The organism is Streptomyces sp. NPDC085866, from assembly GCF_044541035.1.
Taxonomy (GTDB): Bacteria; Actinomycetota; Actinomycetes; order Streptomycetales; family Streptomycetaceae; genus Streptomyces.
This window is the reverse complement of sequence record NZ_JBITSQ010000010.1, coordinates 298,834-321,199: the sequence shown is the minus strand read 5'-3', so window position 1 is coordinate 321,199 and position 22,366 is coordinate 298,834. Positions and strand designations below refer to the sequence as shown.

General features: G+C 71.9%; 19 protein-coding genes and 1 riboswitch. Of the genes, 10 read left to right on the top strand and 9 right to left on the bottom strand.

The features are described from left to right. Positions 1-13: 13 nt before the first annotated feature. Positions 14-1,684, top strand: coding sequence for a DUF5691 domain-containing protein (locus tag ACIF83_RS26765; protein ID WP_399730612.1), 1,671 nt, complete (start codon positions 14-16; stop codon positions 1,682-1,684). On the opposite strand, the gene ACIF83_RS26760 is transcribed toward ACIF83_RS26765, so the two are convergent. Continuing rightward, positions 1,660-2,082: a cobalamin B12-binding domain-containing protein gene (locus tag ACIF83_RS26760; protein WP_393467797.1), complete on the bottom strand. Its 423-nt coding sequence runs from the start codon at positions 2,080-2,082 to the stop codon at positions 1,660-1,662. The two genes, ACIF83_RS26765 and ACIF83_RS26760, sit on opposite strands and share 25 nt — an antisense overlap. Positions 2,083-2,307: 225 nt before the next feature. Here ACIF83_RS26760 and ACIF83_RS26755 point away from each other — a divergent pair, with 225 nt between their 5' ends. Then, positions 2,308-3,159, top strand: a complete 852-nt coding sequence (locus ACIF83_RS26755; RefSeq protein ID WP_399730609.1) for an esterase/lipase family protein — start codon at positions 2,308-2,310, stop codon at positions 3,157-3,159. Positions 3,160-3,414: 255 nt separating this feature from the next. Then, complete coding sequence (locus ACIF83_RS26750; protein ID WP_393467792.1) at positions 3,415-4,908, top strand: M23 family metallopeptidase; 1,494 nt, start codon at positions 3,415-3,417, stop codon at positions 4,906-4,908. A gap of 51 nt (positions 4,909-4,959) precedes the next feature. Here the strand turns inward: ACIF83_RS26750 and pcrA are convergent, their stop codons facing one another. Beyond that, positions 4,960-7,443: a DNA helicase PcrA gene (gene pcrA, locus ACIF83_RS26745; RefSeq protein WP_399730606.1), complete on the bottom strand. Its 2,484-nt coding sequence runs from the start codon at positions 7,441-7,443 to the stop codon at positions 4,960-4,962. A gap of 263 nt (positions 7,444-7,706) precedes the next feature. Then, a riboswitch (cyclic di-AMP (ydaO/yuaA leader) is annotated at positions 7,707-7,880 on the top strand. Between the two features lie 8 nt (positions 7,881-7,888). Here pcrA and ACIF83_RS26740 point away from each other — a divergent pair. Both ACIF83_RS26740 and ACIF83_RS26735 read left to right on the top strand, forming a co-directional pair. Next, positions 7,889-9,055 carry an NlpC/P60 family protein gene (locus ACIF83_RS26740; protein WP_399730603.1) on the top strand — a complete coding sequence of 389 codons (1,167 nt, stop codon included), beginning with the start codon at positions 7,889-7,891 and terminating at the stop codon, positions 9,053-9,055. A 104-nt stretch (positions 9,056-9,159) separates the two neighbouring features. Beyond that, on the top strand, positions 9,160-10,128 hold the full coding sequence (locus ACIF83_RS26735; RefSeq protein ID WP_399730600.1) for a tellurite resistance/C4-dicarboxylate transporter family protein: 969 nt from the start codon (positions 9,160-9,162) through the stop codon (positions 10,126-10,128). 3 nt (positions 10,129-10,131) lie between these two features. Here the strand turns inward: ACIF83_RS26735 and ACIF83_RS26730 are convergent, their stop codons facing one another. Next, positions 10,132-10,485, bottom strand: a complete 354-nt coding sequence (locus tag ACIF83_RS26730; RefSeq protein ID WP_393467780.1) for a hypothetical protein — start codon at positions 10,483-10,485, stop codon at positions 10,132-10,134. Positions 10,486-10,902: 417 nt separating this feature from the next. Here ACIF83_RS26730 and ACIF83_RS26725 point away from each other — a divergent pair, with 417 nt between their 5' ends. Continuing rightward, positions 10,903-11,967, top strand: a complete 1,065-nt coding sequence (locus ACIF83_RS26725) for an NlpC/P60 family protein (RefSeq protein ID WP_399730732.1) — start codon at positions 10,903-10,905, stop codon at positions 11,965-11,967. Positions 11,968-11,986: 19 nt separating this feature from the next. Here ACIF83_RS26725 and ACIF83_RS26720 read toward each other — a convergent pair whose 3' ends face one another. Together ACIF83_RS26720 and ACIF83_RS26715 are read right to left on the bottom strand one after the other, a co-directional pair. Further along, on the bottom strand, positions 11,987-12,718 hold the full coding sequence (locus ACIF83_RS26720; RefSeq protein ID WP_381783978.1) for a LuxR C-terminal-related transcriptional regulator: 732 nt from the start codon (positions 12,716-12,718) through the stop codon (positions 11,987-11,989). Further along, a complete protein-coding gene (locus tag ACIF83_RS26715) occupies positions 12,715-14,007 on the bottom strand; it encodes a PspC domain-containing protein (RefSeq protein ID WP_393467777.1) in 1,293 nt (430 codons plus the stop codon). The genes ACIF83_RS26720 and ACIF83_RS26715 overlap by 4 nt, the downstream gene beginning before the upstream one ends. A 199-nt stretch (positions 14,008-14,206) precedes the next feature. Between ACIF83_RS26715 and ACIF83_RS26710 the strand changes: the two genes are divergently transcribed. After that, positions 14,207-15,661 (top strand): PspC domain-containing protein, encoded by a 1,455-nt coding sequence (locus ACIF83_RS26710; RefSeq protein WP_399730595.1) that lies wholly within the window; start codon positions 14,207-14,209, stop codon positions 15,659-15,661. Next, positions 15,648-15,866: a hypothetical protein gene (locus tag ACIF83_RS26705; RefSeq protein WP_399730592.1), complete on the top strand. Its 219-nt coding sequence runs from the start codon at positions 15,648-15,650 to the stop codon at positions 15,864-15,866. The genes ACIF83_RS26710 and ACIF83_RS26705 overlap by 14 nt, the downstream gene beginning before the upstream one ends. On the opposite strand, the gene ACIF83_RS26700 is transcribed toward ACIF83_RS26705, so the two are convergent. Then, positions 15,863-16,390 carry a DoxX family membrane protein gene (locus ACIF83_RS26700; RefSeq protein WP_393467769.1) on the bottom strand — a complete coding sequence of 176 codons (528 nt, stop codon included), beginning with the start codon at positions 16,388-16,390 and terminating at the stop codon, positions 15,863-15,865. The genes ACIF83_RS26705 and ACIF83_RS26700 overlap by 4 nt on opposite strands. 297 nt (positions 16,391-16,687) lie before the next feature. Next, positions 16,688-17,974, bottom strand: coding sequence for a hypothetical protein (locus ACIF83_RS26695; protein ID WP_399730588.1), 1,287 nt, complete (start codon positions 17,972-17,974; stop codon positions 16,688-16,690). A 190-nt stretch (positions 17,975-18,164) separates the two neighbouring features. Here ACIF83_RS26695 and ACIF83_RS26690 point away from each other — a divergent pair, with 190 nt between their 5' ends. Further along, positions 18,165-19,064, top strand: coding sequence for a DUF4429 domain-containing protein (locus ACIF83_RS26690; RefSeq protein WP_399730585.1), 900 nt, complete (start codon positions 18,165-18,167; stop codon positions 19,062-19,064). A 36-nt stretch (positions 19,065-19,100) separates the two neighbouring features. Here ACIF83_RS26690 and ACIF83_RS26685 read toward each other — a convergent pair whose 3' ends face one another. Beyond that, positions 19,101-19,895: a class II aldolase/adducin family protein gene (locus tag ACIF83_RS26685; RefSeq protein ID WP_398136990.1), complete on the bottom strand. Its 795-nt coding sequence runs from the start codon at positions 19,893-19,895 to the stop codon at positions 19,101-19,103. A gap of 140 nt (positions 19,896-20,035) precedes the next feature. On the opposite strand from ACIF83_RS26685, the gene ACIF83_RS26680 reads away from it, so the two are divergent. Next, the gene (locus ACIF83_RS26680) at positions 20,036-20,497 is read left to right on the top strand and encodes a pyridoxamine 5'-phosphate oxidase family protein (RefSeq protein WP_399730582.1); all 462 of its coding nucleotides are present in this window, start codon (positions 20,036-20,038) and stop codon (positions 20,495-20,497) included. Between the two features lie 15 nt (positions 20,498-20,512). On the opposite strand, the gene guaA is transcribed toward ACIF83_RS26680, so the two are convergent. After that, a complete protein-coding gene (gene guaA / locus ACIF83_RS26675) occupies positions 20,513-22,093 on the bottom strand; it encodes a glutamine-hydrolyzing GMP synthase (RefSeq protein ID WP_393467753.1) in 1,581 nt (526 codons plus the stop codon). Positions 22,094-22,366 lie beyond the last annotated feature (273 nt).

Below are 22,366 nucleotides of genomic sequence, written 5' to 3'. Positions count from 1 at the left end.
AGAAGGGAACGTGATGCACGGAACCTCGACCGCGACGGCCGGCCAGGCCCTGGCCCCACCCTCCTGGGAGGACCTCGTCACCACCGCCCTACTCGGCACCGACCGGCGCCCCTGGGCGCCGGCCGCGCCCGGGCGGGAAGCGCCCGTGGCCCTGTTGGACGCCGCCGCCGTGGCCACCCTGCGCAGGCGGGCGGGGCTGCGGCCCGGGCCTGCCGCGCAGCGACCGGAGCCCGCTCCCGAGGATCCGCGTCCGGCGCTGCCGGGCGCCGCCGCGCGCAGGCTCGCGCTGCTGCTGGCCGACCGCTCCGGCGGCGGAGGCGGTGGCAGACGGGGCAGCGCACCGGATCTCATGGAGCTGCTCCCGCAGTGGCTCGCGGCGGCCAACGCCCGCGGGTTCGCGGCGCCCCCGCAGGCGCTGCCCGCACTGCTGGACGCCGCCCGGGGCCGTACTGACCTGCGGCCGGCGGCGCTGGCGTTCGCGGGGCCTCGGGCCCTGTGGCTGGCCCGGCTGAACCCGGACTGGCGGTTCGCCCTGCGCTCGGCACCGGGCGGCGGAGCCACACTGCCCGACCCCGAGGACGACGAGGCGGTGCAACGGCTTTGGCAGGAAGGCCTGTTCGCCGAGCGGGTCGCCCTGCTGTCCGCCCTGCGCGCCCGCACACCCGGCCCCGCCCGGGAACTGCTGACCGCGACCTGGGCGACGGAGCGGGCCGAGGACCGGCTGATGTTCCTCGACACGCTCCGTACGGGCCTGTCCGCCGGGGACGAGCCGTTCCTCGAGCAGGCTCTGGGGGATCGCAGCCGCAACGTCCGGGCCACGGCGGCGGAGCTGCTGTCCGCGCTGCCGGGCTCGGCGCTCGCGGCGCGGATGGCGGTGCGGGCCACCGCCTGCGTGGCCGTCGACCACATGGGGAGCAGGCCGACGATCGTCGTGGAGGCGCCCCTCGAGTGCGACCCGGACATGGAGCGGGACGGCGTGGCGGCCAAACCTCCCACAGGCCGAGGTGAACGGTCCTGGTGGCTGGGCCAATTGGTGGAGGCGGCGCCGCTCGGCACCTGGCCGGGCCGGCTGGGCGGACGTACCCCGGAGCAGATCGTTGCGCTGCCGGTGGCCGACGGCTGGCAGGGAGAACTGCACGCGGCCTGGTGCCGGGCGGCGGTGCGGCAGCGGGACGCCGCATGGTCGAGGGCGCTGCTCGGGGCGCCGTCGGCGCCGGAGGCCGGCGGGCCCGGGGCGGTGTCCCTGGCGGAGCGGGCGAAGCTGCTGGCCACGCTGGGGCACAAAGAGCGGGCCGAGTGGGTGGCGGGATTCATCGCGACCCACGGCCTGTCCGAGGCCTTCCAGTTGCTCGGGGTGTGCGACGTCCCCTGGGGCGCCCCGCTCGGCCGGGCCGTGGTGGACGCCCTCAACATCGCCCGGGACGCGGGCAGTTACCCCTGGAGCTTCAGCGGGGTGATGGGACTGGCCGAGCGCTGCCTGGACCCGGCCGAGGCCGCCCGCCTGGACGGCCTGCTGGCCGTACCCGACGAGCGCGAGGACGCCTCGCCCGGCGCTGGGGGCTACTGGGCGGAGGCCTTCCAGCGGCTGGTGAGCACGCTGCGGTTGCGGGCGGCGATGACCGCGGAGCTGAGCGGGAGCGGCCCGTCCGGCGTCGGGGCTCAGCCCCCGGACGCGGCCGGCTGACGCACGTTCTCCCGGACCCACTCCACGATCGCCGTGGTGGTCGCGCCGGGCGTGAAGATCGCCGCGACCCCCTTCTCCTTCAGCGGCGGAATGTCCTCCTCCGGGATGATGCCGCCGCCGAAGACGAGGATGTCCGCGGCGTCGCGCTCCTTGAGGAGTTCGATGACGGCGGCGAAGAGGGTGTTGTGGGCGCCCGAGAGGATGGACAGGCCGATGGCGTCGGCGTCCTCCTGGATGGCGGTGTCGACGATCTGTTCCGGCGTCTGGTGAAGCCCGGTGTAGATGACCTCCATACCGGCGTCGCGCAGCGCCCGCGCGATGACCTTGGCCCCACGATCGTGGCCGTCGAGCCCCGGCTTGGCGACCACCACGCGGATCGGACCGGCTGCCACACCCATCACTGCCTCCATCAAGCGACCACGGAAGCGGCCGCTTCCGTCCGTACCGACAAGTACCGCATATCTGGCACGTTCCGCCACCCGTCGGGAAGTGAACGAACGTTATCCCCAGCATCCCGCAACCGGCGGTTTTACGGTGCCGAGCGAGGGGGAAATCACACGGTGGGACATGAGGGCGCACGGGGGATCGAGCCGTCTCTCCGTGCGCCGACAGGAGGTCGGCCCATGAAGGTCACCGGGGTAGTGCCACTCTTCCTCCCGCTCTACCGGCGCCTGTGGCCCGGCAGACTGGTCGAGCTGTCCGTGACCCTCCTCAAGGCGACAGCGCTCGAGGCCGCGATCCTGGCCGGCCACCTGCTGCTGTATCCGACCGGCCTCACCCAGGAGCGCCGCTCCCCCGCGCTCCCCGCCGGGGACGGCGCCACACGGCTGCCCGACCGGCCCGGACCGCCGGTCGTCCTGCTGCACGGCTTCATCGACAACCGCTCGGTCTTCGTCCTGCTGCGCCGCAACCTCGCCCGGAACGGCAGGCAGCGCGTCGAATCGCTCAACTACTCCCCGCTGACCTGCGACATTCGCACCGCCGCCGAACTGCTGGGGCGGCACGTCGAGGAGATCTGCGAGCGCACCGGAAACGGCCAGGTCGACATCGTCGGGCACAGCCTCGGCGGGCTGATCGCCCGCTATTACGTACAGTGCCTGGGCGGTGACCTGCGGGTGCGCACCCTGGTCACGCTGGGCACCCCGCACTCCGGCACCCGGGCCGTACCGCTGGCCAGCGCCCATCCGATCGTGCGGCAGATGCGGCCCGGCTCGGAGGTGATCGAGGAGCTGACCCGGCCCGCACCGGGCTGCCGGACGCGGTTCGTCAGCTTCTGGAGCGACCTCGACTCCGTGATGGACCCGCTGGAGACGGCCTGCATCGACCACCCCGACCTGGACGCCCTGAACGTCCGGGTGACCGGGATCGGGCATCTCGCGCTGCCGGTACACCCCGCGGTGGCGGCCGGGATACGCGACGCGCTCGACAACACCCTCTCCGAGGAACCGCTCAGCAACGGCCTGACGGTGGCCTGAGGGCGGCGGCCGGACAGGCGGTCGGGGCGGCGGCACGGGCGCGGCACAGCCGGTCCACAGGTGACGCACGGTCACCTGACATCGAACACTATTCGAACGCAAGGCCAAACTCGTGCCCGTCGTCCGCCAAAACACGGGTGATTGCCCGTTTCCGGCCAACGCGAAACCGGCCGAAGATTGTCGCGCCCGCGTACCGCCGGGTACAGTCGCCGCACTGCTCTGGCAGCCCCTGTTGTCGAGGCGAAAGAGAAGTTGGTGAACGACCGTCACCCGTCGGGGACCATGACCACCCCGACCCCGGCTTCCGATGCCTCTGCCGCGCACTACGCGCAGTACGGGGCGCAGGAAGCCCAGTACGACGACCTCACCACGTACGGCGGCTACGACGCCACAGGTTTCACGGGCGGCACCACCGGCACCGGATCCTTCGCCACCGACCCGCTCTTCGGCGGCCTCCCGGGCAACGAGCAGCACACCGGCGCGTACGACGCCACTCAGTGGCAGACCGGCACCGGCCAGACCCTGAACTACGACCCGTACGCGGCCCAGCACCACGCGGCCTACGACTCGGGCGTGTACGACAACACCGCCTGGTCGGTCCCCGCGCAGCCCACCGGGAACGACATCAGCGGCCAGTGGGACGCGAACGCCTGGCTCCAGCCCGACCAGTTCGCCGCCGCCGACCCCACCCAGCAGTGGGAGTGGGGCACGCAGTCGTTCGAGACAGGCACGTACGACGCCACGCAGTGGAACTCCGACGGCGCGGCCGCGCCGCACGAGCAGCTTGCCGAACCGTTCGACCAGCAGGCCACGGCCACGTTCGGTCAGGTAGGCGAACCGTTCGACCAGCAAGCCACAGCCACCTTCGAGCATGTCGGCGAGTTCACCGAAATGCCGTCCGAGGACGGCGAGTTGGGTGACGCGGGCGAGCTGCCCGCCGTACCGCCCCTGCTCGACGACCAGGAAGAGGGCACCCCGGCCCCGGTGACCCGCGCGGGCTCCCGCAGCGCGGCTCGTTCCCGGCGCCGTACGCCCCCCAAGCGCTCCGCGCTGCTGACCGTCGCCGTGCCCTCGGTCTGTGTGATGGGGGTCGCCGGGATCGCCGCCGCCTCCGTCGGCGGCCTGACCGACGACGGCAAGGACACCACCGCCACCGCCTCGGACGCGCACGCGGTGAAGCCGTCCGTCGCCAACAGCAAGCTGGACTCCCAGCTGCGGACCCTCTCCGCCGGCGCCGACGACTTCGCCGACCGGGCCAGCCGGACGCAGGAGCGCATCGACCTCAAGGCGCAGCAGGAACTGCAGCAGAAGAAGGCGGCCGCGGAGGCCGCGCTCAAGGAGCGGCTGCGTCCCAAGTTCGTGCTGCCGGTCACACAGCGCGGGCTCAGCGCCTACTTCGGCCAGGCCGGCGTGAACTGGATGTCCGTGCACACGGGCATCGACTTCCCGGTCTCGTACGGCACCACGGTCATGTCCGCCACCGACGGCGTCGTCTCCACGAAGTGGAACAGCGCCTACGGCAACATGATGATCGTGACGGCGAAGGACGGCACGGAGACCTGGTACTGCCACCTCTCCAGCTACCGCGTCGCCTCCGGTACGACCGTCAAGGCCGGCGACCCGATCGCCTACTCCGGCAACTCGGGCAACTCCACCGGGCCGCACCTGCACTTCGAGGTACGTCCGGCGGGCGGGGCGGCCATAGACCCCCTGCCGTGGCTGCGCAGCCACGGCCTGGACCCGACCTGAGCCTCCGACGAACCGAGCCCCGCCGATCCGGCGGGGCTCACTCGTCTCTCCCTACAGCTTCTCCACCGGCGCGTACCGCAGCAGCAGCCGCTTCGGCTTCCCGTCCCCGAAGTCGATGGTCGCCTGGGCCTTGTCCTCCACACCCGACACCGCGACGACCGTGCCGAGCCCGAACTGGTCGTGGGTGACCCGGTCACCGACGGCCAGGGACACCGCCGGCTTCTCGGAGGCCCGCCGGGTGGCGAACCCGGACGCACCCGCCGCCGACGAGCGGGAGCGGGACGAGGACAGCGAGGCCGCGATCCCGGAGGCCGGCCCGGAGGACACCGGGGCGGCGGCCCCCGTCCGCTTCCACTCCACATGGGCGGCCGGGATCTCCTCCAGGAAGCGGGAGGGCGGGTTGTACGACGGCTGGCCCCAGGCGCTGCGCAGCGTGGACCGGGTGAGGTAGAGCCGCTCCCGTGCGCGCGTGATGCCGACGTACGCCAGCCGCCGCTCCTCCTCCAGCTCCTTGGTCTGGCCGAGGGCGCGCATGTGCGGGAAGACGCCGTCCTCCATGCCGGTCAGGAAGACGACCGGGAACTCCAGGCCCTTGGCGGTGTGCAGGGTCATCAGGGTGATGACGCCGGAGCCTTCCTCGTCCTCGTCGGGGATCTGGTCGGAGTCGGCGACCAGCGCGACCTGCTCCAGGAAGTCGGACAGCGCCACCGACTCGCCCTCGCCGCGGTCCTGCTCGAACTCCAGGGCCACGGCCGCGAGTTCCTGGAGGTTCTCGATGCGGGTCTCGTCCTGCGGGTCGGTCGAGGCCTGCAACTCGGCCAGGTAGCCGGTGCGTTCGAGCACCGCCTCCAGGACGGTCGCCGGTCCGGCACCGGACTCCACGATCGTACGCAGGTCCTCCATCAGCGTGTTGAACCGCTTGACCGCGTTGGTGGACCGCGCGGCCATGCCGTACGCCTCGTCCACGCGCTTGAGGGCCTGCGGGAAGCTGATCTTCTCGCGCTGGGAGAGGGCGTCGATCATCGCCTCGGCGCGCTCGCCGATGCCCCGCTTGGGGACGTTGAGGATGCGGCGCAGCGGCACCGAGTCCTCGGGATTGGCGAGAACGCGGAGGTAGGCCAGGACGTCCCGGACCTCCTTGCGCTCGTAGAAACGCACGCCGCCGACGACCTTGTAGGGCAGGCCGACGCGGATGAAGACCTCTTCGAAGACCCGGGACTGGGCGTTGGTGCGGTAGAAGACGGCGACGTCACCGGACTTCGCCTCGCCCGCGTCCGTGAGGCGGTCTATCTCGTCGGCGACGAACTGGGCCTCGTCGTGCTCGGTGTCGGCGACGTAACCGGTGATCCGGGCGCCCTGGCCGGCGTTGGTCCACAGGTTCTTCGGGCGGCGGGACTCGTTGCGCTCGATGACCGCGTTGGCGGCGGACAGGATGGTCTGCGTGGAGCGGTAGTTCTGCTCCAGCAGGATCGTCGTCGCGTTCGGGTAGTCCTCCTCGAACTGGAGGATGTTGCGGATGGTCGCGCCCCGGAAGGCGTAGATCGACTGGTCCGCGTCACCCACCACGCACAGTTCGGCGGGCGGGAGGTCGTACTCGTTCGGCGGTGCGTCCTCATCGTGCTCGCCGGTGCCGACCAGCTCGCGCACCAGCGCGTACTGGGCGTGGTTGGTGTCCTGGTACTCGTCGACCAGGACGTGTCGGAAGCGGCGGCGGTAGTGCTCGGCGACGTCCGGGAAGGCACGCAGCAGGTTGACCGTCGTCATGATCAGGTCGTCGAAGTCGAGCGCGTTGGCCTCGCGCAGCCGCGACTGGTAGAGCGCGTAGGCCTGGGCGAGGGTCTTCTCGAAGCCGTCGCCGGCCTGGGCGGCGAAGTCCTCCTCGTCGATCAGCTCGTTCTTGAGGTTGCTGATCTTGGCACTGAAGGACTTGGGCGGGAAGCGCTTGGGGTCGAGGTCCAGGTCACGGCAGACCAGGGCCATCAGGCGCTTGCTGTCGGCGGCGTCGTAGATGGAGAAGCTCGACGTGAAGCCGAGCTTCTTCGACTCGCGCCGGAGGATCCGTACGCACGCGCTGTGGAAGGTCATGACCCACATCGCGTTCGCGCGCGGGCCGACGAGCTGCTCGACGCGCTCCTTCATCTCGCCCGCGGCCTTGTTGGTGAAGGTGATCGCGAGGATCTGGCCCGGATGCACGTTCCGCTCGGCGAGCAGGTGGGCGATGCGGTGGGTGAGCACACGGGTCTTGCCGGAGCCGGCGCCGGCGACGATGAGCAGCGGGGAGTCGGCGTGGACGACCGCGGCGCGCTGGTTCTCGTTCAGCCCGTCCAGGAGTGCGGCCGCGTCGAGCGCGGGGCGGTGGGCGCCGTCGCGGTAGTACGCGTCCCGGTCCGGCGGCACATCGAACTTCCCGCCGAACAGATCGTCCGGAAGCGGCTCCGGAGCGTGATCGTCCTCGGGCGGCGGCGGGGGCTCCTCCTCGCGCCCGCGAGGGGCCTGGAGGTCCGCCAGGAAGCTGTCGTCAAAGAGGCTGCTCATCGCTCTCCGAGTCTAGGGCGCCGCACCGACAACCGGTCGCCGTCCCGGGAACATGGCCGGTTCGGGAAGAGCCGGTCCTGCGCGCCCAGGTCGGCCGAACAGCCCCTCACGCAGCGGAATCACACTGTGACACGGGAGCGGTCCCACACTCAGGTCACGAAAATGTATCGGACATATCGTGCACCAACCTTCACACGAGACACACCAGTTGGCTAGGTTGCGGGGCGGGCCGCACGCCCCCTTCCGGCGAACGTCGCCGATCCGCGCGGCCTCCGCCGAGTCCGGCGCGCCCCCGTACGGTGCCCGGAGCCGGGGACCCACCGAACCTTGGGGTGAATCGGCACACGTCCCGTCCCGGGACGAGGGCCGTAGGGCAAACCTTCCGACCACCCGCCCGAACCCGACAGCTAACCCGGTAGGCGGCACATGGAAGGAGTCGCCTCCCTTGGCGTCGCACCGCAAGACGCGCCCCGCGGGCACACTCGGAGCAGGTTTCCGCACCCCAGTCCTGGCCACCGCCGCCCTCACCTCCGTGGCCGTCCTGTCCCAGACGGCCGACGCCGCTCCCTCGGGCGACGGAAAGCCGAGCCTGGAGGAGGTCGAGAAGAAGGTCGACGACCTCTACCGTCAGGCGGAGTCGGCGACCGAGAAGTACAACGCCGCCAAGGAGCAGACCGGCAAGCAGCGCACCCACATCGACAGCCTGCGCGAAGAGGTCGCCCGGCGGACCGCCCGGATGAACAAGGCCCGCGAGAGGCTGGGTTCGTTCGCCGCCGCCCAGTACCGGACCGGGGCCGCCACGCCCGACACCGCCACCTTCCTGCTCGCGGACAGTCCCCAGGACTACTTCGACGAGAGCCAGCTGATGAACCGGCTGACCTCGCGGCAGAAGAGCGCCGTCGACGACTACGTCACCGAGCAGGCCGCGACCATGAAGAAGCGGCAGGAGGCCGCCAAGAGCCTCCAGGCGCTGTCCGAGTCGCAGAGCGAGCTGCAGGCCGCCAAGGCCGGCGTCCAGAAGAAGCTCGCCTCCGCGCGCAAGCTGCTGTCCCAGCTGACGGCCGAGGAGAAGGCCCGGCTGGCGGCGATCGAGCGGCAGAAGCAGGAGGAGGCCGCGCGCAAGGCCGCGGAGCTGGCGAAGCAGCAGGCTGCACAGGCCAAGGCGGAGCAGCAGGCGCAGCAGGCCGGCGGTTCGTCCACGACGAGCGGCTCGTCCGGCTCCGGCGGCTCGTCGACGTCCTCCGGGACGTACGCCACCAAGGCCGAGAAGGCGATCGCCTTCGCCCGCGCCCAGATCGGAAAGCCGTACGTGTGGGGCGCCACCGGACCCGGCTCGTACGACTGCTCGGGCCTCACCCAGGCCTCCTGGAAGGCCGCCGGCGTCGCGCTCCCGCGCACCACCTACGACCAGGTGAACGTGGGAACCACGGTCTCCCTCGCCGATGCGAGGCCCGGTGACCTGATCTTCTTCTACGACGACATCAGCCACGTCGGCATCTACATAGGCAACGGCATGATGATCCACGCCCCCAAGCCCGGCGCGTACGTCCGCGAGGAGTCGATCTACTACGGCGGCGAATCGATCATCCACAGCGTGGTCCGCCCCGCCTGACCGTCCCCTCCGTCCAGCCCTGCCGTCCCCTTTTCGAGGTTTCGAGCGCCACGCGCGCGCGTGGCCTCCGTGCCCCGCCCGCGCGGCTGCCTAGCATCGGGCCCATGCCCGGCATCTCGGCTCTGCGTACGTGGTGGGCGGGGCGTCCGTCGGCGGCGGGTGCCGCCGTCATGGCGACCGGCATCGTCTCGGTGGGCCTGCATCAGACGGGCGCCGAGACGGTGTCCCGGGTCTTCCTGTGGCTGGCCTGCGTCGCCTGGGTGGCGCTGGCCGCCGACTTCCTCGTACGGCTGGTGGCGCAGCGGGAGCGCTGGGTGGCCGAGGCGCACAGCCCGGGCTCGCTCACTGCCGTCGCCGCCACGGCCGTGCTCGGCACCCGGTTCTCGGCGCTCGGCCGGCAGACGCCGGCCGAGGTGGCGCTGGCGCTGGCCCTCGTGCTCTGGCCGGTGCTGCTGTACCTGGTCGTACAGCACTGGGAGCGGCACATGCCGGGAGCGGTGTTCCTTTGTTGTGTGGCCACACAGGGGCTTGCGGTGCTGGCGGCCACGCTGGCCGCGGCGGAGACGACGGCCTGGCTCGCGCACGCCGCACTGGTGCTGTTCTGGCTGGGCCTGGTGCTCTACGGCCTCGACCTGCCGCGCTTCGATCGGCGGCAGGTCGTCGAGGGGGCCGGGGACCAATGGATCGCGGGCGGGGCGCTCGCCATCTCGGCGCTGGCCGGGGCGAAACTGCTCTCCGCCGACAGTCCGCGGCTGTACCTGTGGAACGACGACGACCGGGGCGTTCTGCGGAACGTGACGGTGGCGCTGCTCTTCCTGGACCTGGCCTGGTACGTGGTTCTGCTGATCGCCGAGGTGGCCCGGCCGCGCCTGCGCTACGACATGCGGCGCTGGGCGACGGTGTTCCCCATGGGGATGACCGGGGCGGCCACGTTGTCGGTGGCGGCCGCCGTGGGCACCGGGTGGTTGAAGGGGCCGGGGCAGGTGTTGGTGTGGGTGGCGGTGGCGGCGTGGGTCGTGGTCGCGGCCGGCGCGGCCCTCGCGGCCCGCGCCGGGATCAGCGGACGGCGCTGAACGTCACGTCCACAGCACGGCGATGAAGATGTTCGCCGTGGTCAGCAGGCCGACCAGCCCGAAGAGGCTCTTGTCCACCTTCTCCTCGTCGCGCTTCACGTACACCAGCCCGAGGATCACGATCAGCAGGGCCAGCTTCACGCCGATCTTGACGGTGTTGACGTGGTGGCCATCGGCCTGGTTGAGGCCGACCAGGGCCACACCGGTGACCAGCATGGTGAACGCGCCGTGCAGCATCCCGGGGACGAAGCGGGCCGTGCCCCGGCCCATCGCCTTCATCTGGGTGAGGAAACCGCCGAGCAGCGCGGCGATACCGATGATGTGCAGGCCGACGAAGAGATGGATGAGTACGTCCATGAGCCCGGAGCCTAATCAGAGGCCCGGCAGCCCCCTGTCACCGGGCCCGCCGGAAGCATCCGTGGATCTTGCATATATGCGCCTCATAGCAGCACATGGCTCCCGTGTGTCCCGCATTCCGTGCATCGGTCACCACGCTACGTGAAGACGACGACTCCAGACCGGCAATCCGGTCACATGCGGTCACGCCTCGATCGCTCGAAGACAGTTCCGCACTCCGCGTTACCAACCCGTCACACCCGGGCTTAGCGTCCTCCCCCAGGTGACCGGCTCCCCACCGCCGCCCGGGCCAGGGGCGGCAGTCGGGCACCACCGCCGAGAAAGGTCCGGCGGCGGCCCGCTTCCCCTGTGCGGGCCGTCGCCGGACGCACCGCTCGTTCGGTCGCAGGAGTCCTACGGAAGGACGTGACGGTCCAGGTGGCAGCGCACCGCAAGCCCCGACAGCGCTCGCTCGGCGGGAACACGGCCCGCACGGCCGCCACCCTCGCCCTGGCGGGCGCGGCCACCGCGACGGCCTTCGACGGAACCGGCAACGCCGAGCCGCAGCTGACACCGACGCAGGTGAAGGCCAAGGTGGACAAGCTGTACCAGGAGGCGGAGACCGCCACCGAGAAGTACAACGGCGCGAAGGAGAAGGCGGGCACTGCCCAGCGGCGGCTGAACTCGCTGCGGGACGAGGCCGCCCGGAAGCAGGACAAGCTCAACGCGGCCCGGAACGCGCTGGGTTCGTACGCGGCGGCGCAGTACCGCGAGGGCGGGATCGACCCCGCCTGGCAGCTCGCCCTGTCCAGCGATCCCGACCGGTACCTGGACGGGGCGGCGTTCGCGGAGCGGGCCGGCGACCGGCAGGCCGGGGCGGTGGCACGGGTACGCGAACAGCTGCGGGAGGTCGAGCAGTTGCGCGGCGCCGCCCGGATCGAGCTGAACGCGCTGCGGTCACGGCAGGCGGAGCTGAAGCGGCAGAAGAAGACCATCACCGGAAAGCTGGCGGAGGCGCGCGACCTGCTGGCCCGGCTCACTCCGGCACAGCGGGCGCAGGTCACCGGCGACGGCACCACTGCGGGGCACGCCTCGCGCTCGGCCTCGGACGCCCGGCCGGACCTGGAGCCGACGGGCTCCCCCGCCGCCCCCGGCTCCCGCGCGGCGGCGGCCGTCGCCTACGCCTACCAGAAGCTCGGCAGCCCCTATGTGTGGGGCGCGACCGGCCCGGACGCCTTCGACTGCTCGGGCCTGGTCCAGGCCGCCTACCGCTCCGCCGGCCTCTCCCTGCCCCGCACCACCTACGCCCAGATCAACGCGGGCCGACGAGTCTCCCGCTCGGAACTCCAGCCCGGCGACCTGGTGTTCTTCTACTCCGGCATCAGCCACGTGGGCATCTACATCGGCAACGGCCAGATGATCCATGCCCCGAACCCCTCGGCACCGGTCCGGGTGGCTCCCATCGACCAGATGCCGTTCGCGGGGGCCACCCGGGTGGCGTGAGGGCAGCTGCCCGGCTGGGTCAGACCAGGCGGCGGGCGGTGGCCCAGCGGGTCAGCTCGTGGCGGTTGGACAGCTGGAGCTTGCGCAGGACCGCCGAGACATGGGACTCGACCGTCTTCACCGAGATGAACAGCTGCTTGGCGATCTCCTTGTAGGCGTAGCCCCGGGCGATCAGGCGCAGCACCTCCCGCTCGCGCTGGGTGAGGCGGTCCAGGTCCTCGTCGACCGGCGGGGCGTCGGTGGAGGCGAAGGCGTCCAGGACGAACCCGGCCAGGCGCGGGGAGAAGACGGCGTCGCCCTCCTGGACCCGGAAGATCGAGTCGACCAGGTCGGTGCCGGTGATGGTCTTGGTGACATAGCCGCGGGCGCCGCCGCGGATCACACCGATCACGTCCTCCGCCGCGTCCGACACGGACAGCGCGAGGAAGCGCACCGGCTGCTCGGCGTCCGCCATCAACCCGGCGCACCGGCGCAGCACTTCGACCCCGCCGCCGCCCGGCAGGTGGACGTCGAGGAGGACCACCTCGGGCCGGGTCGCGGTGATGACCGTGACCGCCTGGTCGACGTCCGCGGCCTCGCCGACCACCTCCACGCCGGTCTCGGCGGTCTGCCCGATCTCGGCCTGCACCCCGGTGCGGAACATGCGGTGGTCGTCGACGAGCACCACGCGCACGTGCCGCTTCCCGGCGGGTCCGGACCCGGCCGGCTCCGCCGCTCCCGCCGTACCGTTCGCCTCGGTCGCGTCGCTCATGACGTCTTCTCCGCCCTCTCCATCTCCAGCTCGACCTCCGTGCCGCCGCCCGGCACCGCCCGCAGCCGGGCCGTGCCGCCGTTGCGCTCCATGCGGCCGATGATCGATTCTCTAACGCCCATGCGGTCGGCGGGTATCGAGTCGAGGTCGAAGCCCGGGCCGCGGTCCCGGACGGACACGAAGACCGTCCTCCCCTCGACTTCGGCATAGACCTGCACGGCACCGCCGTCGCCACCGTACTTGGCGGCGTTGACCATCGCCTCGCGCGCGGCCTGCATCTGCGCGGAGGTCCTCTCGTCCAGCGGGCAGTCACCGACCACGACCACCTCGATGGGCACGCCGTGCTTGTCCTCGACCTCGGCCGCGTTGCGCCGCACCGCCTCGGCGACCGTGTCCGGCTCGTCGGCCTCGTCCTTGCCGGTGCCCTCCGGCTTGTACAGCCAGGTGCGCAGGTCCCGCTCCTGGGCGCGGGCCAGGCGCCGGACCTCGCCGGCGTTGTCGGCGTTGCGCTGGATCAGGGTGAGGGTGTGCAGCACCGAGTCGTGGACGTGGGCGGCGACCTCGGCGCGCTCCTGGGCGCGGATGCGCATCAGGCGTTCCTCGGACAGGTCCTGGGTCATGCGGACCAGGTAGGGGCCGGCGAGCAGCGTGATGCCGACGAGGACGACGAGCGCGGCCTGGAGGACCGCGCCGAGATGGGCGGCCGAGCCCTGCATGACGAAGATCGCGGAGACACCGGCGGTGACCAGCAGGACGCCGGCGCCCGCGCGCAGCAGGGTGAGGGTGCGGCGCCGGCTACCGACCTCGACCCAGCGCGCGCGGCGGGCGTTGTCCGCCTGGCGCCAGACGAGGGCGACACCGGCCGCGACCAGGACGGCGGGCAGCAGATACGCCTTGGCCGCACTGGTCAGGTTGATGCTGCCCACGAAGACCATGGACACGATGACCATGAGGAGCAGGGCGACGATCTGCCCCTTGTCCGGCTTGCGGGCCAGCAGTCTGCGGCGGCCCTCCGGCGAGGTCCCCGTGCCCACCGGCGGCTGCGGCTTCTGGTCGCCGACGCCGCCGACGCCGAGCGGCACGAAGAACCAGAACGCGGCGTACAGCAGCGCTCCGAGTCCGTTCGCCATGAACAGGCCGACGAAGGCGAGCCGGACCCAGATCACGGGCAGCCCGAGATGCCCGGCGAGGCCCCGCGCCACTCCGCCGAGCCAGCGTCCGTCGCTGCTGCGGTAGAGCTTTCGCGGCGGCCGCGGGTCGTCGAGGGGCAGGGCTGCGGCTTCCGGCATGCCATCGATGGTCACATGGCCGCGGGCGCTGAGCATCAGGGTCGACCCCCTAGACTCCCCTGATCTTCGAGCCGGACGTTCGAATCGGCCCGCCGGCCCGGTGTCGAACGCCTCCCCGCCGCCTCTCAGGGCCGATCTCAGGGTTCGCCCAGGGTCATCCCGACTGCCGTCGCGGCGGCCGGGCCGTCACCATGGACGCATGACGGATCACGAGCACGCCGCGACGGGTCCGGGACCCGGCACCGGCCCGCGCCCGGCCCCGGGCACCGGACCGACGGATGCCGCACCCGCCGCGACGGGAGGGACGGGAACGGCAGGAGAGAGGGAAGAGACGGGAGCGACGCGGGAGCAGGACACCCCCGGGGAGCCGGAGACCACCGACAGCGTCCTCCGGTTCCGGCGCGACCGCCGGCACAAGATGATCGCCGGGGTGTGTGCCGGACTCGGGCGGCAGACGGACATGGACCCGGTGATCTTCCGGATCACCCTGGCCGTGCTGTCCGCGACCGGCGGCATCGGCCTCATCTTCTACGGCTTCGCCTGGTTGCTGGTGCCGTACGAGGAGGAAGAGGAGAACGAGGTCCGCAGGCTGCTGACGGGCCGGGTCGACGGCCAGGCGCTGGCCGCCGTGCTGTTCGCCCTGGTCGGCTGCGGGATCTTCCTGACCATGCTGAAGAACGGCGGGGTGCTGACCTTCGCCGTGGTGCTCTCCCTGCTGCTGGCCGGCGCCGGGTACTGGTCGCGACGGCGCGGTGCCGCCGACCCCGATCCGCTCGCCGCGCAGGCCGCAGCCGACGCTCCGCCTGAGGCCCAGGCGCCGCCGGTCGTCACCACCTACCCGTCCTGGTGGCGGGACCCGATCGTCAAGGACGGCACCCATGTCGGCGGCACCGGCTACCTCTGGGGACCCGGGGACGCCCGCGACCGCGACCTGACCTCGTCCGTGGACGTCGGCATCGCCACCCCCTGGCCCCACAACGGCTCGGCGCACCCGCCGCGCACCGCACCCCCGAGACCACGCGGCCCGCGCTGGATCGGCGGCTGGATATTCCTGCTCGCCCTGCTGGCCGGGGGTGTGGGCACCGGGCTGACCTGGGACACGCACCCGCTGGGCACCAGCCTGCAGGCCGGCCTTGCCTGCGCACTCGTGGTCTTCGGCCTGGGCATCACGCTCAGCGCCTTCCTGGGACGGACCGGGGCCGGGTCGGTGTTCCTGGCGATCATCACGGCGGCGCTGCTCGCCGGGGCCACGGCCCTGCCCAAGGACATCACGACCCACTGGAGGCAGACGTCCTGGAAGCCGGCCGCGACGGCGGACGTGCGGTCCTCGTACGGCCTCGGCACCGGTGTGGGCACGCTGGACCTGACCCGGGTGCACCCGGCGAAGGGGCAGACGGTGGCCACGGACGCCGAGGTGGGAGCGGGGCAGCTGAAGGTGATCGTGCCGGCGGACGCGGCCGTGCGGATGAGTATCGACGTGGGGGTGGGCGACATCCGGTTGCCCGGCCAGAACGGGAAGGACGTGGACGTGCAGCCCGGTAGGCACAGGGCCGTGACGCTGTCGCCGGTCAAGGGCGGCAAGGACGCCGGGACGCTGCGGCTCGATCTGCGGGTGGGCGTCGGAGAGGTGGAGGTCAGCCGTGCTGCGTCATGAATTCCAGCCCGGGAAGCTGGTCGCCGGTCTCTTCCTCACCGCCACCGGCGCCGTCTACGCCGGTGACGCGGCCGGCCTGTGGAACACGCCCCCGTTCATGGGCGTCCCGCTGGTGGCGGGCGGCCTCGTCCTGGCCGGTGTCGCGGCGGCGGTGACCCGGGGCATACGTAGACGGCACGGCGCCGAGAACGGCCGGGGGGCCTAGCGGTAGCCGCCCGCCCGTTGCCGTCGGCGGGAGCGCCAGACCGCGTCCAGGGAGAGGTAGGGCGCTCCGGCGAGGACGAGGGGCAGCCAGGCCATCAGGTAGGCGAGGTCGTTGCCGTAGTAGTAGGGCGTCGTGGCCCAGCTGACGGTCAGCCACAGGCTGAGCGAGATCAGCGCGCCGCCGAGGGCGGCCAGCCGGCCGAGCAGGCCGAGCAGGGTGCCGATACCGACGGCCAGCTCACCGAGGGCGATGGCGTATCCGAAGCCGACCGGGTTCTTCAGGGCCATGTCGATCAGGGCGGGGACGGCCGCGGAGTCGCGTGCGGCGCGCATCGTGGCGCCGACCGAACCGGCACCGCCGGACTTCAGGAACGCGCTGTCGGTGAGCTTGTCCAGGCCGGCGTAGATGAAGGTGACCCCGAGGAAGACACGGAGCGGAAGGAGGGCGTAGCGGGTGGCTGTGTCCCGCCAGCCGCCGCGGTTCAGGTAGGACGTCTGTGTGTCCGTCCGCATGCCGTGAGTCATCGCCGTTGGCCGCCTCTCACCCGCCGTGGACCCTCACTCGACGATACGTACGACAAACGGGACCGGTTCAATCCTCTCCCGGACTTTTTTCCGGATTTCGGGTCCCCGTACTGAGGCGCGCCCGAGTCGGATCCAGGCCAGGATCTGCCGCACGGGGTGACCGAGCACCGCGCCGGGCACGCCCGAGACCAGTTGCCGTACAGGGCCGCGGCGCGCTCGCCGGTCTCGGGCTCGGGCTGCCGGTGCGGGTCGGTCGGTATCACCGGCAGGAAGCCTTCGCTCACCGCTCCCCTCCCCTCACTCCGTCACATGGACTATGCACCGGTTGGTCGCCACCCCGGCCGCGGTGACCACCTGTACCTCCACCGAGCCGGGCTCCACCTCGGCCGGGACCGGGACGGTCAGGACCGTGTCCGTGGGGTTGCGGAAGCCGCCTGCGACGGGGACCAGGGGGACGCGGACGTCGACCGCGCCGATGCGCACGACCATGCGGGAGAGGCGGTCGGCGCCGTGGGCCCCGGGCGGGACGAAGCCGGTGCCGCGGATCTCGATGTCGTCGCCGGTGCGGATCGGTCCGTCCAGGTCACCGGGCTCACGGGCACGGACCACGGAGAGGATCACCGGACGGCCGCCCTCGGCGTACTTGCCGGCCAGGTAGGTCGCGGCCGAGATCAGCACGACGACGGCGAGGCCCCAGGGCAGGTCGGGCAGCTGGTCGGGGCGGCGGGCCAGCCGTACCGCGGCGAAGGCCAGGGCGACGGCGGTGATGACGACGTACTGGATGTCGGCGAAGGCGCCCCGGCCGGAGTCGTCGGTCAGGAGGTCGGCGGCGCGCGGCCGGTGGGCCGGCACCTTCTGCAGCCGCAGACCGAGGATGCGCAGGCCGACCACCCGGCGGACCAGCACGGCGATGCCGCACACCACGGCGAGGACGGTCACCACGCCCGCCCCGCGCGCGAGGTCGAGGCCGGAGAGCAGCGCGTCGCGTTCGGCGTGGTCGGAGGCGGCGGCCAGGCGGCCCACCAGCAGCAGCACCGCGTAGGCGACGAACAGCACCCAGCAGGCGGCCACCGTGCGGGAGGTGGACATCCGGTTGTCCTCGCCGATGACGGGCGCCAGGACTCCACCGCGTGCCCGGTGGAACCAGGAGGCGGCGGTCAGGGCCGCCGCGACGACGAGCGCGGCGAGCAGTGCGGCCGTACGAGCGCTGGTCCACTGCGCGCCGACCGCGGTGAGCGACTCGGCGAGCAGCAGGGCGACGACCGCGCCCCACACCGCGCACACCGTGCGCAGCCACAGCCTGGCGAGCCAGGACTCGCCCTCCGCCCGGCCCCGTTCGGCGACGGCCTCCGCCTGCTCGGTCAGCTCCGCGGAGACCCACTGCCGGGAGGCGGACGCCGAGTGCGCCACGCCCGCCGGCAGGCCCTGCCCGGCCGCGAACTCGTCGCGGGCGCGCAGGAACGCGGCGACGGCCCGCCGATGCCCCTCGCGGGCCCCGTGCGGACAGTCCCCGCAGGCGCAGCCGCCTCCGTGCGCCCCTTCGGCACCCGTTGCCGCACCCTGTCTCGCCTCCTGCACCGCCACGCCCGACGCCCGCCTTCCCCTCGCCCCGGGACACGGCCGACGACGCCCTCTGCGGGCCGTCCCGCTGCCGTGCAACTCCCCTGTGCCGAGAGCGAATTGTGCCCTACGCAGGGCCGTTCCGGCTCCCGTGTCCGGGTCCCGGAGGGTGAAGTTCGGGCCGCCTTGTTGACCCGGCTGCGAGAATCTCCCCATGGCCGAGATCATCCAGCGGGACGGCACCTGGGCGTTCGACGGCAGCACGATCCGGATCACCCCCGGACTCCACCGTTCCGTACCGCTGTTCCGGCAGACGTACGGGGAGATCGCCGTGCCGCTGGAAGCGGTGTCCGGCGTCGGCTACGAACCCCAGCGCAAGCGGGGCCGGCTGCGGATGCGGCTGCGCGAGGGCGCCGACCCGCTGCTGCAGGCCACGGGCGGCCGGCTGCCGGAGGCGGCCGACCCCTACCGGCTGACCGTGGACGCGGACCGCGACGGGGTCGCCGAGTTCGTCGCCGAGGAGATCCGGCACGCGCTGCTGCTCGACCAGGTCCCCAAGGAGCCCACGGCGGCCTACCTCCTGCCGGGGCCGCCGGTGCCGGTCTCGGTGCGCTCCTCCGACGGCACGGTCTCCTTCGACGGTGCGCAGGTGCGCATCGACTGGGCCGACACCTCCGACCGGGTCAAGCGCGCGACCGGCCCGCGGATCATCGGCCTCGGCGATCTGGTCCAGGTCGAGTGGCTGCCCAACTCCGGCTACGAGGACGGCTTCCTCAGGTTCGTGACCCGGGAGACGGCGTTCTCCAAGCTGCCGCCCGAGCGGGACCCCTACACCCTCGACCTGTGGGGCAGTGTCCGGCGCGACCTGCTGACCGCGCTGGTCGCGGCGGCCGTCACCGCCCGGCTGCCGCATCCCTCCACCCGCACCGACGGCGCGTTCACGGACCGGGACCGGCCGCCGGCCACCGAGCCTGGGCAGGCCGACCACCACGACGTACTGCTGCGCCGGCTGCGGGAGCTGGGCGAGCTGCACCGCGACGGGGTGCTCACGGACGAGGAGTTCGCGCAGACGAAGGCCGCCGTCCTGCGGGGCTTCCAGTGCCCCGGCAGATGACGTTTGCGACGGGGCGAACGTTGCCTGTCGGGGGCACTAGCTGAGCAGATCCGGTTCGCTGCGGCTGATGTCCTGCCACAGCGGCTGGTAGTTGATCCAGCCCACCAGGTCGCCGCCGAGCTGTTCGCGGGTGGCCACGGCCTGCTTGTGGTCGATCAGGACGGGCCGGCCGGCCGCCTTCGCCATCAGCTGGACCTGGCAGGACCGCTCCAGCGACATGAACCACCAGGCCGCCGCGTCCACCGAGTCCCCGACGGTCAGCAGCCCGTGGTTGCGCAGCACGAGCGCCTTGCGGGAGCCGAGGGCCGTCGCGATGCGGCGGCCCTCGTCGGCGTCGACGGTGACGCCGGTGTAGGCGTCGTAGAGCGCCACGTCCTCGTAGAAGGCGCAGCTCTCCTGGGTGATCGGGTCGATCAGGTCGCCGAGCGCGGCGACGGCCCGGCCGTGCACGGAGTGGCAGTGGGCGACGGCGACGACATCGGGGCGGGCGGCGTGGACCTGGGCGTGCACGGTGAACGCGGCCTGGTTGACGTGGTACCGGCCCTCGACGACCTGGCCGTCCTGGTTGGCGAGGACGAGGTCGCTGACGGTGACGTGCTTGAACGGCATCCCGAACGGATTGACCCAGAAGCAGTCGCTGAACTCGGGGTCACGCGCGGTGATGTGGCCCGACACGCCGTCCTCGAATCCGGCGCGCCCGAAGATCCGCAGGGCGCCCGCGAGCCGCTCCTTGCGGTGCCGGCGCTCGTCCTCGACCGAGCCGTGCATCGGCGGCATGGCGAACTGCAGCTGGTCGGTGGGCAGCGGCAGGGGCGGGGTGGGCCCGTGCATAGGTCCTCCAGCGGGGGGAGTGCTGTACGGGCCGGAAGTTACCGCCGGTCAGCGCAAAAGGGCAGAGCTGTTTTGTAAAGATGACGTACGCAGCGAATACACGACAGAGGATGTCCGGTTTGCCGGTGAGACTGGCACGTATGAACTGGGCAGCCTTCACCACCGCAGCACCCGAACTGGCAGCGCTCGCCGAGGAGCGCTTCGGCACCTACCGGCACCACGTCCTCGCGTCCCTGCGCAGGGACGGGTCCCCCCGCACGTCCGGCCTGGAGGTCCGGTTCCTGGGCGGAGAGCTGTGGCTCGGCATGATGCCGCGCTCCCTGAAGGCCCTCGACCTGCTGCGCGACCCGCGCTTCGCGCTCCAGGCGAACCCCGGCGCCGACGTGGGCAGCGGGGACGTACGCATCAGCGGCCGGGCGTTCGAGGTCGAGGACGGCGCGGCCAAGGCGGCATACGTCGAAGAGGTGGAACCGCCGCAGCCGTTCCACCTCTTCCGCACCGAGCTGACGGAGGTCGTACGGACCTACGTCGAGGACGAGAAGTACCTGGTCACCCAGGTCTGGAAGCCCGGAGAGCCGGTGCGCACTCTCAAGCGGACATGATCCTCAGAAGCGGGACTACTCCCACTCGATGGTGCCCGGCGGCTTCGACGTCACGTCGAGGACGACCCGGTTGACGTCCCGGACCTCGTTGGTGATCCGGGTCGAGATGCGGGCGAGGACGTCGTACGGCAGACGCGACCAGTCGGCGGTCATGGCGTCCTCGGAGGAGACCGGGCGCAGGACGATCGGGTGGCCGTAGGTGCGGCCGTCGCCCTGGACACCGACCGAGCGGACGTCCGCGAGCAGGACCACCGGGCACTGCCAGATGTCCCGGTCCAGGCCGGCCGCGGTCAGCTCCTCGCGGGCGATGGCGTCGGCGTCCCGGAGCAGGTCCAGGCGCTCCTTGGTGACCTCACCGACGATGCGGATGCCGAGGCCGGGGCCCGGGAAGGGCTGGCGCTGGACGATCTCCTCCGGCAGGCCCAGCTCCTGGCCGACCATGCGGACCTCGTCCTTGAAGAGCTTGCGGAGCGGCTCGATGAGCTTGAACTCCAGGTCCTCGGGAAGGCCGCCGACGTTGTGGTGCGACTTGATGTTGGCGGTGCCGGTGCCGCCGCCGGACTCGACCACGTCCGGGTACAGGGTGCCCTGGACCAGGAACTCCACGGCCGGGCCCTCGTCGGCGATGATCTCGGCCTGCGCCTGCTCGAAGACGCGGATGAACTCGCGGCCGATGATCTTCCGCTTCTCCTCGGGCTCGCTGACACCCTTGAGCGCGGTCAGGAAGCGCTCCTCGGCGTCCACGACGACCAGCTTGACGCCGGTCGCGGCCACGAAGTCCTTCTCGACCTGCTCGGTCTCGCCCTTGCGCATCAGGCCGTGGTCGACATACACGCAGGTCAGCTGGTCGCCGATGGCCCGCGCGACGAGGGCGGCGGCGACGGCGGAGTCCACGCCGCCGGACAGACCACAGATCGCGCGCTTGTCGCCGACCTGCTCGCGGATCGCGGCGACCTGCTCCTCGATCACGTTGCCCGTGGTCCAGGACGGGGTCAGGCCCGCGCCGCGGTACAGGAAGTGCTCCAGCACCTGCTGGCCGTGCGTGGAGTGCATGACCTCGGGGTGGTACTGGACGCCGTAGAGCTTCTTCTCGTCGTTCTCGAAGGCGGCGACCGGGACGACGTCCGTGGACGCGGTGACGGTGAAGCCCTCGGGAGCGGCGGAGCAGGCGTCGCCGTGCGACATCCACACGTGCTGCTCGGCCGGGGTGCCCTCGAAGAGGGTGGAGGACGTCCGGGAGACGTGCAGGTCGGTACGGCCGTACTCGCGGGCGCCGGTGTTGTCGACGGTGCCGCCGAGGACCTCCGCCATGAGCTGGAAGCCGTAGCACATGCCGAAGACGGGGACGCCGGCCTCGAAGAGCTCGCGGCCGAGGCGGGGGGCGCCCTCCTCGTACACGGACGAGGGGCCGCCGGAGAGGATGATCGCCGCGGGGTTCTTGGCGAGCATCTCCTGGACCGGCATGGTGCTCGGCACGATCTCGCTGTAGACCCGCGCCTCGCGGACACGGCGGGCGATGAGCTGGGCGTACTGCGCGCCGAAGTCGACGACCAGAACGGTGTCGGGGGTGGCGGCAGCGGGAGTCGCTGATGACACGGGGTGCCTTCCGGCGGTTTGGGCGGGGGTCTGTGTTTCCGATTCTAACGGGGTGGGCGTGGGAGGCGTCCCGTGCGCCGGGTGCTCCACCCGCGGACCCCCGGTCCACGCCCAGCCGGCACCCGGCTCGGTGGGACGAAAGGTGACTCCGCCCGGATCGGCGATGCAGAGAAAACGCCGTGGCATACTGGCCCTCATGCGCAAGCACTCGACCTTCGTCTTTACCTATGGCACCCGGCCCGCCGGCTGCCATGGTCGTGCTGCTTGAGCGAA